The sequence below is a fragment of the Kosakonia sp. YIM B13588 genome (assembly GCF_042788165.1).
In the GTDB taxonomy this organism is placed as follows: domain Bacteria; phylum Pseudomonadota; class Gammaproteobacteria; order Enterobacterales; family Enterobacteriaceae; genus Kosakonia; species Kosakonia sacchari.
Window position 1 is genome coordinate 113,142 of sequence record NZ_JBHZPO010000013.1, and the last position, 14,234, is coordinate 127,375.

Genomic DNA, 14,234 nt, shown 5'->3' on the forward strand with positions numbered 1-14,234 from the left:
AAATCTCCCGGAACATTGCGCCCCGGGAGAGGGATGACAGTTATTTCGCCACGGACGACGAACCATCGGCGTGCCATTGGAAGACACCGAATTCAAATCCTTTCAGATCGCCTTTTTCATCCCAGTTCAGCGGCCCAATCACGGTTTTAGCCCCGTTGGCTTTTAAATCTTTAATCAGCGCCAGCGACTCACTGCTGCCGGTGCGCTCCAGCGCGGTGGCCAGCGATTGCACGGCGGCGTAGGTGATCCACACATACGGACCGCTCGGATCTTTCTTCTCGGCTTTCAGCGCATCGACAATACTCTGGTTCGCCGGATCCTGGTCATAACGCTTCGGCATCGTCACCAGCATGCCTTCTGCCGCTGTCCCCGCAATATTCGACAGCGAAGCGTTGCCCACGCCTTCCGGCCCCATAAATTGGGTTTTCAGACCGCTGGCGCGCGCCTGGCGCAGGATTTGTCCCATCTCCGGGTAGTAACCACCGTAGTAGACAAAGTCGATATTTTCTTTTTGCAGACGCGCCACCAGCGCAGAAAAATCCTTCTCACCGGCGGTGATACCGTCGAAGAACACCACATTCGCGCCGCCTGCTTTCAGCCCTTCCTGCACGGAGCGTGCAAGGCCTTCGCCGTACTGCTGCTTATCGTGAATAATGGCAATACGCTGCGGTTTCACGGTGTTCAGGATGTACTTCGCGGCGGTCGGCCCTTGCGAGGAGTCCAGCCCGGCGGTACGCATAATGTGTTGATAGCCGCGCTGCGTCAGCTCCGGGTTGGTCGCGCCGGGCGTGATCATCAGGATACCTTCGTCTTCGTAGATGTCCGATGCGGGCTGTGTAGATGATGAGCAAAGATGGCCAATTACATATTTCACACCGGCATTGACGATTTTGTTCGCCACGGCAACGGCTTGTTTTGGGTCACAGGCGTCGTCATATTCCACGGCGACCAGTTTGTCGCCCTTGATCCCGCCCTTAGCGTTAATATCGTGGATAGCCTGGCGCGCACCGTTGAACTCCATATCGCCCCACTGGGCAACCGGACCGGACATCGCACCGACAACCGCTACCTTAATATCCTTCGCCATGGCCGCGTGAGACATCGCAAGTGCTACTATCCCCGCGATTAATGTCTTCGCGTTCCTTTTCATTGTTGTAAATCCCCATTCGTGATGTCGTGTTTACACTTCCTGCCTCAGGCAGCCGGAACGTTGGCTTGCTGTAGCCTGAATTATTCGTGTAATAATTTTGTTTTATTATGGTTAAAAAGCATTCTGTACTTTTAATGCACAACGCTTTTTTTACCAGTGCCTTTAATGGTTTAGCGCAGTTTTTTAGCAAAAACCAGACTAAATCCTCTATTTTTCAGGCTATTAAGCAGAGATAATATTCTGTATTTCTTCCGAGATAAACAAAAAAAGCCTCGACGCCAGCATAAAATAACGGCACATAAAGCGGAATAAAACGCTACCACTTAGGTTAAAATCCTGCCGGTTTTTATATCTCCAATGTTTAACACTACGCCAACCGCTGCGGCAAAATTATTCACCTGTCGAATGAAAAATAAAAAACGATCAAACCCTGCCATGCGAAATTGATTACACTCACACTATGTTTTGCGTTTTGGACAAGCTGTACATGAAATTGACTATCGTCCGGCTGGTGACCTTCACCGAACAGGATCATATTGATTTAGCGAAAGTCTGGCCGGAATACTCCTCTGCATCGCTTGACGTGGATGACACTCACCGCATCTACGCGGCGCGTTTTAATGACCGTTTGTTAGCAGCCGTTCGCGTGACACTACTCGACGTCGAAGGGGCGCTGGATTCCCTGCGTGTGCGCGATATCACGCGTCGTCGCGGCGTGGGGCAATATCTGGTGGAAGAAGTGATGCGTGATAACCCGTCGATCACCAGTTGGTGGATAGCCGATATCGGCGTCGAAGACCGGGCCGTAATGGCTGCTTTCACCCAGAGACTGGGATTTACCGCGCAGGAAAACGGCTGGGAAAAACGGTAAAGCCCGCGCTGTGGATGTGACTGGTGGCGCGACGCTTATCAGACCCGTCGTCAAAAAAAGAAAAAAAGCCGGGATTCTCCCGGCTTTTTCAATTACTTCTGACCTGGACTTTCGCATCGCAGGAAGGCGGTAAGTTCGCTCATCCCCGGGAGCTTACTGAAGTAAGTGACCGACCGGGGTGAGCGAATGCAGCTAACGCCTCTGCGCCGCGAAAGGCGGAGGTCAGCTTAGAAAATCACTTTGCGTCAGTCGCTGTACCGTTCGCATGCCAGGTAAACACACCAAACTCAAAGCCTTTCAGATCGCCCTTCGCATCCCAGGACAGCGGCCCCATTACGGTATCCACTGAATGGCCTTTCAACCAGGTTGCAATAGCCGCCGGATCGGCAGACTGCCCCAGGCCTGCAGCCAGCGATTGCAGCGCAGCGTAAGTGGTCCAGACAAACGCGCCGCTTGGATCTTGTTTCTTCGCTTTGATCGCATCCACAATCGGTTTGTTCGCCGGCACCTGATCATAGTTTTTCGGTTTGGTGACCAGCATACCTTCTGCGGATTCACCGGCGATGTTAGACAGGGAAACGTTCGCCACGCCTTCCGGCCCCATAAACTGGGTTTTCAGACCCGCGGCGCGAGACTGACGCAGGATCTGCCCCATTTCCGGGTGATAACCGCCGTAGTAAACAAAATCGATGTTCTCTTTTTTCAGGCGCGCAACCAGCGTAGAGAAGTCTTTCTCACCGGCAGTGATACCGTCAAAGAACACCACGTTCGCGCCGCCTTTTTTCAGCCCGTCCTGCACTGCACGCGCCAGGCCTTCACCGTACTGCTGTTTGTCATGGATAACGGCGATGCGCTGCGGCTTCACTTTATCCAGAATGTATTTCGCTGCGGTCGGGCCCTGGTCGGAATCCAGACCGGTGGTGCGCAGTGTCAGTTTGTAACCACGCGCGGTCAGCTCAGGCGCTGTCGCCGCAGGCGTGATCATCAGAATGCCTTCGTCTTCGTAGATATCAGACGCCGGCTGGGTAGAAGAGGAGCAGAGGTGGCCGATAACGTATTTAATGCCATCATTGACCACTTTGTTGGCGACCGCCACCGCTTGTTTCGGGTCACAGGCATCGTCATATTTTACCGCAACCAGTTTGTCGCCTTTAATCCCGCCTTTGGCATTAATATCGGCGATAGCCTGTTCCGCACCGGTAAACTCCTGGTCACCGTACTGCGCAACCGGACCGGACATCGCCCCGACAACGGCAACTTTGATATCTTTGGCGAATGCCACGTTGCTCATTGCTAACGCAATACATCCTGCCAGTAACGCTTTGCCCTTCATTTTCATCCTGAGTTTCCCCATTGTTATGGTTATTGCATTTGTTGTGATGTTGTTGTGTGGCACATTATTTCACTTATTGTCATAAGCAAAGAATATGATAGTAGTTTTTAACCGTTCTGCCGGTGCCTGAGCAGCATACTCTGCTAAAACATACCCCATTTTTCAGAATATGGAATAACAATTTTGAAGGTTGTACGACAGACTGATGACAGAAAATGAGAAAGCCGCCCATCAGGCGGCTGAATAATTAGTGTGTCAGCGACTGGGAGATAATATCCAGCGCCTTGCGGAACTGAACTTCCGGAATGGTTAACGGGTAGAGGAAGCGAATAACATTGCCGTAAACTCCGCAGCTCAGCAGCAACAGCCCGTCCGCCAGCGCTTTTTCCTGCACCTGTTTAGTAAATTCAGCCGACGGCGCGCCGGTTTGCGGATCGTTAAATTCCACCGCCACCATGGAGCCCTGTGCTCGAATATCAGCAATATAAGGGCACTGCGCTTTTGCGCGGTTTAGCACTTCCACCAGATGCTGGCCGAGATGGTTAGCCCGTTCGCACAGGTTTTCTTCTTCAATCACATCCAGCACCGCATGCGCCGCCGCGATAGCGAGCGGATTGCCCGCATAAGTGCCGCCCAAACCACCCGGCGCAGGCGCATCCATCACCTCCGCACGCCCAGCCACCGCCGAAAGCGGCAAACCACCGGCCAGACTTTTCGCCATGGTGATTAAATCCGGTTTCACATCATAATACTCACTGGCAAAAAGCTTGCCGGTGCGGGCAAAACCGCTCTGCACTTCGTCAACGATCAGCAGAATGCCATGGCTATCGCACAACGTGCGCAGCGCCTGCATAAAATCGTTCGGTGCGACGTTAAAACCGCCCTCGCCCTGCACAGGTTCCAGCAGAATGGCGGCCACCTGATCCGGCGCGATATCCGCTTTAAAAATACGCTCAAGGCTTTTCAACGCCTCTTCGCTGCTTACACCATGTAGCGCGTTGGGATACTGAGCGTGGTAAATCGAACCGGGGAATGGGCCGAATCCAATTTTATACGGCACAACTTTGCCGGTGAGCGCCATGGTCATAAAGGTGCGACCGTGGAACCCGCCGCCAAAGGTAATAATTCCGGGGCGTTTGGTATAGGCGCGGGCAATTTTAACGGCGTTTTCCACCGCTTCTGCGCCAGTCGAGAAAAACGCCGTTTTCGCCGGACCAGCAATCGGTACGCGTTCGTTAATACGTTCCGCCAGCGAGACATAGCTTTCGTAAGGAACAATCTGGTAAGCGGTATGCGTAAATGCCTGTAACTGTTTTTCCACCGCCGCCATCACTTTTGGATGGCGGTGCCCGGTGTTAAGCACCGCGATCCCGGCGGCAAAGTCGATCACTTCGTTCCCTTCCACATCCCACAGCGTCGCGTTTTCCGCTTTTTCAGCGTAAAAACCGCACATGACCCCGATGCCACGCGGCGTCGCCTGTAAACGGCGCTGATTCAATTCGTTGTTCTTCACCTTGATTGCCCCCTGTCTGTGTATGCCCGCTTACCAAGTATATAGCGCCTTTGATAAAGCGATGTTTTACTCAGTCTCGCGCAAGCGCAGGGACACCGACAGGACAGCTTCCCTGCCGCGTTGTGACAGAAGCCAAATGAATGCTTGATGGTGTGAAAGTGGTGGTGACTGGATAATTCAGATAATAAAAAGCCGGGTAAGGCTTGCGCCGACCCGGCTTATTCACTGCAATACGCTTACGCTTCGATAGCGGCGCGCAGTTTTTTCATTGCGTTCTTTTCAAGCTGACGCACACGCTCAGCGGACACACCGTAGCGATCGGCCAGCTCCTGCAAGGTGGTCTTGTTATCTTCGTCCAGCCAACGGGCACGGATGATCTGCTGGCTACGTTCGTCGAGACCCTGCATCGCATCGGTCAGCTTGTTGGCCGCCTGCTCTTCCCAGTTATCATCTTCAATGCCATCGGCAAAGTTAGATGATTTATCCTGCAGATAGAGCACCGGTGCCATCGGCTGGCTGTCGTGCGCATCGTCATCGGAAGACATATCAAACGTCATGTCCTGCGCCGCCATACGCGACTCCATTTCACGCACGTCTTTGCTGGTCACACCCAGTTCACGGGCGACCATTTCCACTTCGTCCTGGTTAAACCAGCCAAGACGTTGTTTAGCTTTGCGCAGGTTAAAGAACAGCTTACGCTGAGCTTTGGTGGTCGCGACTTTCACGATACGCCAGTTGCGCAGCACATACTCGTGGATCTCAGCTTTGATCCAGTGCACGGCGAAAGAGACCAGGCGCACACCCACTTCCGGGTTGAAGCGGCGAACGGCTTTCATCAGGCCGATGTTACCTTCCTGGATGAGATCCGCCTGCGGCAGACCATAGCCCGAGTAGTTACGAGCAATATGAACAACAAAGCGCAGGTGAGACAGAATCAGCTTTTTCGCTGCTTCCAGATCGCCCTGGTAATGCAGCTTTTCAGCCAGTGCCCGCTCTTCATCAGCCGTCAACATCGGCCATGCGTTCGCAGCCCGGACGTAAGATTCCAGGTTACCAACAGGGGCTAAAGCTAAAGTTTGCATTTCTTTGGTCATTCAAATCCTCTCAATTCACTTATCAGCTGGCGGCGGTCTGTCCCCATCAGGCAACAAACATGCCAGCGCTTTTGAGCAACGAGAATAGCATTCACATTTTTATCAGACAGTGATTTTATCCACAAGTTCCTTGTAGGTCTGTGAATAAATTACGCACAAAATGTGACATCAGGATGATAAACCGGAGCAAGGAACCTCAGAAGGGGTATTACGCTTCCCTGCTACGGGAATACTTCACGTGCAGGGAAGGAGTATATCAGAGATTTTTTAGTCCGGAGTAAAGTGACGTAAATGTTGAACCGTTGCCAGCCAGGCGGCAATCCAGCCAATCATCGAGCACACCAGCAACAGCAGCAAGCATTCGTCAAACGACAGCCCGCTCAGCTCAAACTGCGTGCCGAATACCTTCGCCACTTCCGTCACCGCCGACGACAAGCGCATCACCAGGATTTCCGACAGGATCAGCGATAAAAACGCGCCGGAGAAACCGAGCAACGCGCCGCCGTAGAGGAACGGGCGCAGGATAAAACCGTCCGTTGCACCAATCAGTTTCTGCACGTTAATGGTATCGCGACGGGCGAAAATACTCAGTCGCACGCTATTGCCGATGACCAAAAACACAGCCGCAACCATCAACACACCAATCATGGCAGCCACGCGCCCGACCAGGCCAGTCAGCGACGCCAGCCGCGCAAACCAGCTGTCATCCATGCGCACTTCATCAATACCCTGAATGCGGGAAATGCGGTCACGCAATGTGTTCAGCGAATCCGTACTCTGGAAATCGAGTTTCGGTACCACCACCGCCACGGCGGGCAGCGGGTTCTCTTCGAGCATATCCAGCGCGCCGCCAAACCCGGACCAGTTACGGAACTCGCCCAGCGCATCTTCACGCGACAGGTAGTTCACCTTTTCCACGCCCTGTTCGGACTGGAGCTGGCCCACCACCTGCTGCGCCGCGTTGTCATCCAGCGCTTTATCGAAATAGACGGTGATCTGCGGCGACGGATAGTACTGCGACGCCGCCTGATTAACGTTTTTGTAGACCATGTAACAGACGCTGGGCAGCGTCAGGGAGATGGCAATGACCATCACCGTCAGGAGCGTCGCCAGTGGTTTGCTTTTCAGATCCTGCAACGCACCGTGCCAGGCGTAGCGTACCTGCTCGTTAAAAACGTTACTCTTACGCGAAGGCGCTTTAACTGGCGCTTTGCCGCGACGCGGCGCATTGCGATTGCCCTCGCTGGAGGACGCAGACGATTTACGAAAACGGTCTAATTTGCTGCCAAACTGCCGAATGTGGTTTAGTGCATCGCGCTTATTCACCCGCCAGGCCTCCATGCAAATGACCGTCGCTCAGGCTCAGCATGCGGTATGAACGACGAGAAATCAGCCCGATATCGTGCGTTGCCATCAGCACCGTTACCCCTACGCGGTTAAATTCTTCAAACAGACGTAAAATCCCTTCAGACAGCGCTTCATCCAGGTTACCGGTCGGTTCATCCGCCAGCAGCACGGCCGGTTTGTTCACCACCGCGCGGGCAATCCCCACGCGCTGTTGTTCACCGCCGGAGAGCTGAATCGGGAAGCTTTTCGCTTTGTCGAGCAGCCCGACTTTATCCAGTGCCGCCGAAACGCGACGGCGAATATCATCACCGCTGGCACCCGCGATAATCAGCGGGATCGCCACGTTATCGAACACGGTTCTGTCCATCAGCAGGTGGTGATCCTGGAAAATCATCCCGATTTGACGACGCAAAAACGGCACTTCCCGGTTTTTCAAACGGGTAATATCGTGACCGCCGAAGAGGATTTTCCCGGCGCTTGGCCGCTCAATCCCACAAATCAGCTTCAGCAGGGTACTTTTCCCCGCACCGGAATGCCCGGTCAGAAAGGCCATCTCGCCCTGCTGCAGGTGAAATGTCACCCCCTGCAGCGCTTGTCTCCCACCGAGATAGGCTTTGCTGACGTGTTCAAAGCGAATCATTGTTAATCCTCTCGGGCAAAAAGTGCCTCTATAAAATCGCCCGCATTAAACGGACGTAAATCCTCAATACGTTCGCCGACGCCGATGTAGCGGATAGGAATGCCAAACTGATCCGCCACCGAGAAAATAACGCCGCCCTTGGCGGTGCCATCAAGTTTGGTCAGCGTAATGCCGGTTAAGCCGACAGCCTCGTGGAACAGTTTGGCCTGGCTAATGGCATTTTGCCCGGTGCTGGCATCAATCGTCAGCATCACTTCATGCGGCGCGTCTTCGTCCAGCTTCTTCATCACGCGGACAATTTTCTTCAACTCTTCCATCAGGTGCGCTTTGTTTTGCAAGCGGCCTGCGGTATCTGCAATCAACACATCCACATGGCGCGCTTTCGCCGCCTGGATGGCATCGAAAATCACCGAAGCGGAATCCGCGCCGGTATGCTGGGCAATCACCGGGATATCGTTGCGCTGGCCCCAAACCTGAAGCTGCTCAACGGCAGCGGCACGGAAGGTATCGCCCGCCGCCAGCATCACCGATTTCCCTTGCTGCTCAAACTGGCGCGCCAGTTTACCGATGGTGGTGGTTTTACCCACGCCGTTAACGCCAACCATCAAAATCACAAACGGGGTTTTGCCTTCGATGTTAAGCGGCTCATCGACTTTGGCGAGGATCTCGCTCATCTCATCTTTCAGCAAACCATAAAGTGCTTCCGCATCGCGCAACTGCTTGCGGCTCGCGCCTTCCGTAAGATTGGTGATGATTTTGCGCGTGGTTTCCACACCAACATCGGCAATCAGCAACTGCTCTTCCAGTTCTTCAAACAGATCATCGTCGATCTTTTTCCCACGGAACAGACTGATAAATCCGGAACCGAGGTTTTCTTTGGTTTTAAGCAGGCTGCGTTTCAGGCGCGCGAAGAAACCTTCTTTTGTCGGTTTTTCCTGCTCCTGCACGGATTCTTCAACCGGCACGACAACCAGCGCTTCTTCCGCCGCTTCGGCGGCCAGCGCTTGCGCGTCCAGCTCTTCGTCGCTTAGAGGAACATCATCTTCTTCCAGCGGTTCAGCTTCCGTCTGCCACTCTTCTGCACCGATCTCCTGCTCAGCCACCTCTTCCGGCAACGGCAGTTCTTCATGTTCGATAACCGCCGGGCTTTCTTCGATGACAGCTTCCGCCGGCACCTCTTCGTGCACCTGTTGCTCGCTGACTTCGACAATTTCTTCGGCGAATTTTTCGCTGTCGGCTGCTGGCTCGGCAACCGGGGTTTCTTCAACCGGCTGCTCAGCTACAGGTTGCTGTTCGGTTTGCGCCTCTTCAGCCTTCTCTTTCTGCCCAAGGCCAAGCCAGGAAAAAAAGCCACGTTTCTTCTCATTTGCCATTGGCGACCACACTCCTCGCTATTGTTTCATGGCGCAGCCCGTCTGCACGGCCGGGACTGAAAACATTTGTTAATTAGTCGGATAGTCTACCACTTTCCTCAACTTGCATCACGGCTTGAGGATTAGGGTTTAACGTCATTCGACAGACCGCTAGAATAGCAGGTCGAAATGATGAGCAAAGCGATAACCATGAAGAAACCTACCCGCGTCGCCACCGGCCAGATCCGCATTATTGGCGGCCAGTGGCGGGGCCGTAAATTACCGGTTCCGGATAGCCCCGGCCTGCGCCCGACCACCGATCGCGTGCGTGAAACTTTATTCAACTGGCTGGCACCGTCAATGGTAGACGCCCACTGTCTCGATTGCTTCGCCGGCAGCGGTGCGCTGGGGCTGGAAGCGCTCTCGCGCTATGCCGCCAGCGCAACCTTGCTGGAAATGGAGCGCAGCGTTGCCCAGCAGTTGCAGCAAAACCTGGCCACGCTAAAAGCAGCTAACGCGAAAGTGGTCAACACCAACACGCTGACGTTTTTAGCCAATCCCGGCACGCCGCACAATATTGCGTTTATCGATCCACCGTTTCGTAAAGGGATGCTGGAAGAGACCGTACGCCTGCTGGAAAACAACGGCTGGCTCGCCGATGACGCGCTGGTCTATATCGAAAGCGAAGTTGAAAATGGATTACCGCCCGTACCCGCTCACTGGCAACTGCATCGGGAAAAAGTCGCCGGGCAGGTAGCATATCGTTTGTATCACCGCGAAGCACAAGGAGAGAAGCATGCCGCTGTTGATTAACCTCGGGCGTCTGTTGATGCTCTGCATCTGGGCGTTTCTGATCCTGAACCTGATTAAGCCCTTTCCGCGTCCGCTGAATATTTTCGTTAACGTCGCGCTTGTCTTCACCGTTTTTATGCATGCGCTGCAAGCCACCATGCTGAAAACGGCACTGCCGAAAGACGGCCCGCAGATGAGCAAAGCGGAGCAGATCCGTGTTTTTCTCTTCGGCGTGTTTGAGCTGCTTATCTGGCAGAAGAAATTAAAAGAGAAGAAGTAGTCCCATCGCCCGGTAGCGTACTGCTTACCGGGCTGCTTCCGGCGTAAAGTCCACAAAGCGCGAGCCCTGGTAACGCAGCACGCCTCTGTCGCCCACCGTCAGCGCATTATATTGCTGCTCATCCAGACGAAAACGCATCTCCGCCCCGCCGGTTTGCGGTTTAAAACTCACTTCATAACGCATGGCGGTTCCCGCTGGCGTAACCTGTTGCTGGCGCGAACGGCGCGGATTAAGCGGTTTTTCCCGCTTGTTGCACACCACCACACTTTTTTGCTGCTGCGGCGCACTATCGTTTTCGGCTTTTTCGCGCCGCTGCTGTACAAAGCGGAAAGAGGCAAAAACCACAATCAATCCAATAGCGATAATGAAAAAAAGCGGTGGTTTACTCATGGCGAATACCTGTCGGAAAAAGCGGAATTGAGCTTATCGCGGCGGAAATAGCGTTGTCATCCTCCTTTTCCCGCCACTACACTGAGTAAGAGAGATTTACGCAACAATAACAGATACAGGGACTTAATTATGCTGTGGTCATTTATTGCTGTCTGCCTTTCCGCCTGGCTATATGTCGACGCTTCGTACCGTGGCCCGGTCTGGCAGCGCTGGGTTTTTAAACCCGTTACGCTCTTACTGCTGCTGTTACTGGCCTGGCAAGCGCCCATGTTCGATGCCATTAGCTACCTGGTGCTGGCGGGTCTGTGTGCCTCGCTGGTCGGTGATGCGCTCACGCTGTTGCCGCGGCAAAAACTGCTCTATGCCATCGGCGCGTTTTTCCTCGCGCATTTGCTCTATACCATCTATTTCGCCAGCCAGATGACGCTTTCGTTTTTCTGGCCGCTACCGGTGGCGTTGCTGATTATCGGCGCGCTGTTAGTGGCGGTGATCTGGTCGCGCCTCGAAGAGTTGCGCATGGCGGTATGTACCTTTATCGCCATGACGCTGGTGATGGTGTGGCTGGCAGGTGAACTGTGGTTTTTCCGCCCGACCAGCCCGGCACTGTCGGCATTCGTTGGCGCATCGCTGCTGCTGCTCGGCAACGTGGTCTGGTTAGGCAGCCACTACCGCAAACGCTTTAGCGCCGATAACGCCATCGCCTCCGCCTGCTATTTTGCCGGGCACTTTTTGATTGTCCGTTCGCTGTATATTTAAAAGGCTTGACTCTGGAGTCGACTCCAGAGTGCATACTCCGGTTAATGAGAAAATTATCATTCACCGGAGGATGCCATGCCAACCCCCACCTCATCGCCTGAATTGAAAAAAGCGCCGCAATTCGCGGCGGTCAAGCTGCGCCCAATCGAAGAAAAGGCGGCATCCTGCTGCGCTGACAGCCACTGCGAAGCGCGCGAAACACCCGAAATTTCCGCCGAAGGCGAACGCTATAGCTGGCAGGTTGACGGTATGGATTGCGCCGCCTGCGCCCGCAAAGTGGAAAACGCGGTGCGCCAGGTCGAAGGCGTCGGCCAGGTTCAGGTCGCCTTTGCCACCGAAAAACTTATCGTCATTGCGCAAGATGATGTGCGCGAGCGCGTAGAGCGCGCCGTGCAACAGGCCGGGTATCAACTGCGCAGCGAAAACGCACCGGCGCCAGAAACGTCACGGCTGCGCGAAAACCTGCCGCTTATCCTATTGATCGTGATGATGGCGCTCAGTTGGGGACTGGAACAGGTCAACCATCCATTCGGCCAGATGGCATTTATCGCCACCACGCTGGTCGGGCTGTGGCCGATTGCCCGCCAGGCGCTGCGCTTAATGAAAAGCGGCAGTTGGTTCGCCATCGAAACCTTAATGAGCGTGGCGGCCATCGGCGCGCTGTTTATTGGCGCGACGGCGGAAGCGGCGATGGTGTTGCTGCTGTTTTTGATTGGCGAGCGGCTTGAAGGCTGGGCCGCCAGCCGTGCGCGGCGCGGCGTCAGCGCGTTAATGGCGCTAAAACCGGATACCGCCACACGCCTGCGCAACGGCGAACGCCAGCGTGTCGCGGCAAGCGATCTGCAACCGGGCGATGTGATTGAAGTCCCGGCGGGCGGGCGTTTGCCTGCGGATGGTCGCCTGGTCTCGCCATTTGCCAGCTTTGACGAAAGCGCTTTAACGGGCGAATCCGTGCCGGTTGAGCGCGCAGAAGGTGAAAGCGTTCCGGCAGGTGCTACCAGCGTTGACCGTCTGGTGCAGCTTGAAGTGGTTTCTAAACCGGGTGAAAGCGCGATTGACCGCATTCTGAAACTGATAGAAGAAGCAGAAGAGCGTCGCGCACCAATTGAGCGTTTTATCGACCGTTTCAGCCGCATTTATACCCCGGCTATCATGGCCGTGGCACTGCTGGTCGCCATCGTTCCACCGCTTTTGTTTGCGCAACCCTGGCTTGCGTGGATCTACAAAGGGCTGGCGTTGTTGCTGATTGGCTGTCCGTGCGCGCTGGTTATCTCCACGCCGGCGGCGATCACCTCTGGCCTTGCGGCGGCGGCACGTCGCGGCGCGTTGATTAAAGGCGGCGCGGCATTAGAACAGCTCGGCAGCATTCGTCAGGTGGCGTTTGATAAAACCGGTACATTGACCATCGGTAAACCGCAAGTCGCCTCCATCACACCGCTAGCCGGTACGGAAGAAGCGGAATTGCTGGCGCTCAGCGCCGCTATCGAACAAGGCTCCACCCACCCACTCGCGCTGGCGATTGTGCAGGAAGCGCAGCGACGTGCGCTGGCGACTCCGGAGGCCCAGGGGCAGCGCGCTCTGGCGGGCAAAGGCATTGAGGCGAATATCGCCGGGCAGCGGGTGCTTATCAGCGCGCCGGACAAACTACCGTACGGTACACTTCACGACACCGTGCGAGCGCAGATTGCGCAGCAGGAGAGCCATGGGCAAACCGTGGTGGTGGTGCAACGTAACGGCGAGGTTATCGGTACGATCGGCTTGCAAGACACGCTGCGCGACGACGCCAAAGAAGCCGTTGCCGCCCTGCATGCGCTCGGCGTTCAGGGCGTGATCCTCACCGGCGACAACCCACGCGCCGCAGCGGCGATTGCCGGTGAACTGGGGCTGGATTTTCGCGCCGGCTTGCTGCCGGAAGATAAAGTCGATGCGGTACGTGCGCTTAACCAGCAAGCGCCGCTGGCGATGGTCGGCGACGGCATTAACGATGCGCCTGCAATGAAAGCCGCAACCCTCGGTATTGCGATGGGGAGCGGGACGGATGTCGCGCTGGAAACCGCCGACGCCGCGCTCACGCATAACCGGCTGATTGGTCTGGGGCAGATGATTCGCCTGGCGCGCGCCACGCACAGCAATATTCGCCAGAACATCGCTATGGCACTCGGCCTGAAAGCGATTTTTCTGGTGACAACGCTGCTGGGAATAACCGGGCTGTGGCTGGCAGTACTCGCCGATACGGGCGCAACGGTGCTGGTAACCGCCAACGCGCTGCGCCTGTTGCGCACTAAAGATTAATGGTTTTTACGCACTACATAGCGGTACGGCAAAGACTCAGTTTGCCCGGCAACCAGCTCGTGTTCCATAAAACGGCAAAAGCCGGGAATATCGCGGGTAGTTGCCGGATCGTCGGCGATAATCAGCAACGTTTCGCCGATTTGCATATTGCGTACGGTTTTGCGCACCATCATCACCGGCTCCGGGCAGCGTAAGCCCTGTGCATCCAGCGTGTGGTCGGCGGTGGAAAACGGATCGGTCATCTTCATCTCGCAAGGGAAAAAACCGCATTAGTTTACGCCGCCTTTTTTGTGACGCAAGCAAGGTTAACGATTGCGCTAAAATTAACCATTGCATCCCACTCTGATTGCAGTATCATGCGGCGGCTCTGCTTGTCAGAGCATAAAAAGTACTGGGTTCCCTCACCCCATTTACCAAAAAGGTC

14 protein-coding genes are annotated in these 14,234 nt (G+C 55.0%); 5 read left to right on the top strand and 9 right to left on the bottom strand.

Going from position 1 to position 14,234, the window contains the following annotated elements; translation table 11 throughout:
• Positions 1-40: 40 nt before the first annotated feature.
• Positions 41-1,150, bottom strand: coding sequence for a high-affinity branched-chain amino acid ABC transporter substrate-binding protein LivK (gene livK / locus ACFX4U_RS19695; protein WP_313509936.1), 1,110 nt, complete (start codon positions 1,148-1,150; stop codon positions 41-43).
• A 487-nt stretch (positions 1,151-1,637) separates the two neighbouring features.
• On the opposite strand from livK, the gene panM reads away from it, so the two are divergent.
• The gene (gene panM / locus ACFX4U_RS19700) at positions 1,638-2,021 is read left to right on the top strand and encodes an aspartate 1-decarboxylase autocleavage activator PanM (RefSeq protein ID WP_313509938.1); all 384 of its coding nucleotides are present in this window, start codon (positions 1,638-1,640) and stop codon (positions 2,019-2,021) included.
• A 235-nt stretch (positions 2,022-2,256) separates the two neighbouring features.
• Here panM and ACFX4U_RS19705 read toward each other — a convergent pair whose 3' ends face one another.
• The 6 genes from ACFX4U_RS19705 to ftsY all read right to left on the bottom strand — a co-directional run bounded on the left by ACFX4U_RS19705 (position 2,257) and on the right by ftsY (position 9,321).
• Entirely contained in the window at positions 2,257-3,360 is a 1,104-nt protein-coding gene (locus ACFX4U_RS19705; RefSeq protein ID WP_305734782.1) for a branched-chain amino acid ABC transporter substrate-binding protein, read from the bottom strand.
• 241 nt (positions 3,361-3,601) lie between these two features.
• Positions 3,602-4,867, bottom strand: a complete 1,266-nt coding sequence (locus tag ACFX4U_RS19710) for a 4-aminobutyrate--2-oxoglutarate transaminase (RefSeq protein WP_313507949.1) — start codon at positions 4,865-4,867, stop codon at positions 3,602-3,604.
• Positions 4,868-5,103: 236 nt separating this feature from the next.
• Entirely contained in the window at positions 5,104-5,961 is an 858-nt protein-coding gene (gene rpoH, locus ACFX4U_RS19715) for an RNA polymerase sigma factor RpoH (RefSeq protein WP_017459575.1), read from the bottom strand.
• Between the two features lie 267 nt (positions 5,962-6,228).
• Positions 6,229-7,287 (bottom strand): permease-like cell division protein FtsX, encoded by a 1,059-nt coding sequence (ftsX, locus tag ACFX4U_RS19720; protein WP_200551336.1) that lies wholly within the window; start codon positions 7,285-7,287, stop codon positions 6,229-6,231.
• Positions 7,280-7,948 carry a cell division ATP-binding protein FtsE gene (gene ftsE, locus ACFX4U_RS19725; protein WP_017459577.1) on the bottom strand — a complete coding sequence of 223 codons (669 nt, stop codon included), beginning with the start codon at positions 7,946-7,948 and terminating at the stop codon, positions 7,280-7,282. Before ftsE ends, ftsX begins: the two co-directional genes overlap by 8 nt.
• A gap of 2 nt (positions 7,949-7,950) precedes the next feature.
• On the bottom strand, positions 7,951-9,321 hold the full coding sequence (gene ftsY, locus ACFX4U_RS19730; protein ID WP_313507950.1) for a signal recognition particle-docking protein FtsY: 1,371 nt from the start codon (positions 9,319-9,321) through the stop codon (positions 7,951-7,953).
• Positions 9,322-9,510: 189 nt separating this feature from the next.
• Between ftsY and rsmD the strand changes: the two genes are divergently transcribed.
• Complete coding sequence (rsmD, locus tag ACFX4U_RS19735) at positions 9,511-10,113, top strand: 16S rRNA (guanine(966)-N(2))-methyltransferase (protein ID WP_313507951.1); 603 nt, start codon at positions 9,511-9,513, stop codon at positions 10,111-10,113.
• Positions 10,103-10,372 carry a DUF1145 family protein gene (locus tag ACFX4U_RS19740; protein ID WP_025263811.1) on the top strand — a complete coding sequence of 90 codons (270 nt, stop codon included), beginning with the start codon at positions 10,103-10,105 and terminating at the stop codon, positions 10,370-10,372. Before rsmD ends, ACFX4U_RS19740 begins: the two co-directional genes overlap by 11 nt.
• Positions 10,373-10,396: 24 nt before the next feature.
• Here the strand turns inward: ACFX4U_RS19740 and ACFX4U_RS19745 are convergent, their stop codons facing one another.
• Positions 10,397-10,762 carry a DUF2500 domain-containing protein gene (locus tag ACFX4U_RS19745; RefSeq protein WP_305734779.1) on the bottom strand — a complete coding sequence of 122 codons (366 nt, stop codon included), beginning with the start codon at positions 10,760-10,762 and terminating at the stop codon, positions 10,397-10,399.
• A gap of 129 nt (positions 10,763-10,891) precedes the next feature.
• Between ACFX4U_RS19745 and ACFX4U_RS19750 the strand changes: the two genes are divergently transcribed.
• Both ACFX4U_RS19750 and zntA read left to right on the top strand, forming a co-directional pair.
• Positions 10,892-11,518: a lysoplasmalogenase gene (locus tag ACFX4U_RS19750; protein WP_017459582.1), complete on the top strand. Its 627-nt coding sequence runs from the start codon at positions 10,892-10,894 to the stop codon at positions 11,516-11,518.
• 75 nt (positions 11,519-11,593) lie between these two features.
• Positions 11,594-13,810, top strand: a complete 2,217-nt coding sequence (gene zntA / locus ACFX4U_RS19755) for a Zn(II)/Cd(II)/Pb(II) translocating P-type ATPase ZntA (protein WP_313507952.1) — start codon at positions 11,594-11,596, stop codon at positions 13,808-13,810.
• Here zntA and tusA read toward each other — a convergent pair.
• Entirely contained in the window at positions 13,807-14,052 is a 246-nt protein-coding gene (tusA, locus tag ACFX4U_RS19760; protein WP_025263810.1) for a sulfurtransferase TusA, read from the bottom strand. The two genes, zntA and tusA, sit on opposite strands and share 4 nt — an antisense overlap.
• Between the last annotated feature and the right edge of the window lie 182 nt (positions 14,053-14,234).

What these genes read in the sequence shown, in the direction of transcription:
- livK (WP_313509936.1), bottom strand. Translation starts at nt 1,150, where the DNA reads ATGAAAAGGAACGCGAAGACATTAATCGCGGGGATAGTAGCACTTGCG.
- panM (WP_313509938.1), top strand. Translation starts at nt 1,638, where the DNA reads ATGAAATTGACTATCGTCCGGCTGGTGACCTTCACCGAACAGGATCAT.
- zntA (WP_313507952.1), top strand. Translation starts at nt 11,594, where the DNA reads ATGCCAACCCCCACCTCATCGCCTGAATTGAAAAAAGCGCCGCAATTC.
- ACFX4U_RS19705 (WP_305734782.1), bottom strand. Translation starts at nt 3,360, where the DNA reads ATGAAAATGAAGGGCAAAGCGTTACTGGCAGGATGTATTGCGTTAGCA.
- ftsE (WP_017459577.1), bottom strand. Translation starts at nt 7,948, where the DNA reads ATGATTCGCTTTGAACACGTCAGCAAAGCCTATCTCGGTGGGAGACAA.
- ACFX4U_RS19745 (WP_305734779.1), bottom strand. Translation starts at nt 10,762, where the DNA reads ATGAGTAAACCACCGCTTTTTTTCATTATCGCTATTGGATTGATTGTG.
- ACFX4U_RS19750 (WP_017459582.1), top strand. Translation starts at nt 10,892, where the DNA reads ATGCTGTGGTCATTTATTGCTGTCTGCCTTTCCGCCTGGCTATATGTC.
- ftsY (WP_313507950.1), bottom strand. Translation starts at nt 9,321, where the DNA reads ATGGCAAATGAGAAGAAACGTGGCTTTTTTTCCTGGCTTGGCCTTGGG.
- tusA (WP_025263810.1), bottom strand. Translation starts at nt 14,052, where the DNA reads ATGACCGATCCGTTTTCCACCGCCGACCACACGCTGGATGCACAGGGC.
- rsmD (WP_313507951.1), top strand. Translation starts at nt 9,511, where the DNA reads ATGAAGAAACCTACCCGCGTCGCCACCGGCCAGATCCGCATTATTGGC.
- rpoH (WP_017459575.1), bottom strand. Translation starts at nt 5,961, where the DNA reads ATGACCAAAGAAATGCAAACTTTAGCTTTAGCCCCTGTTGGTAACCTG.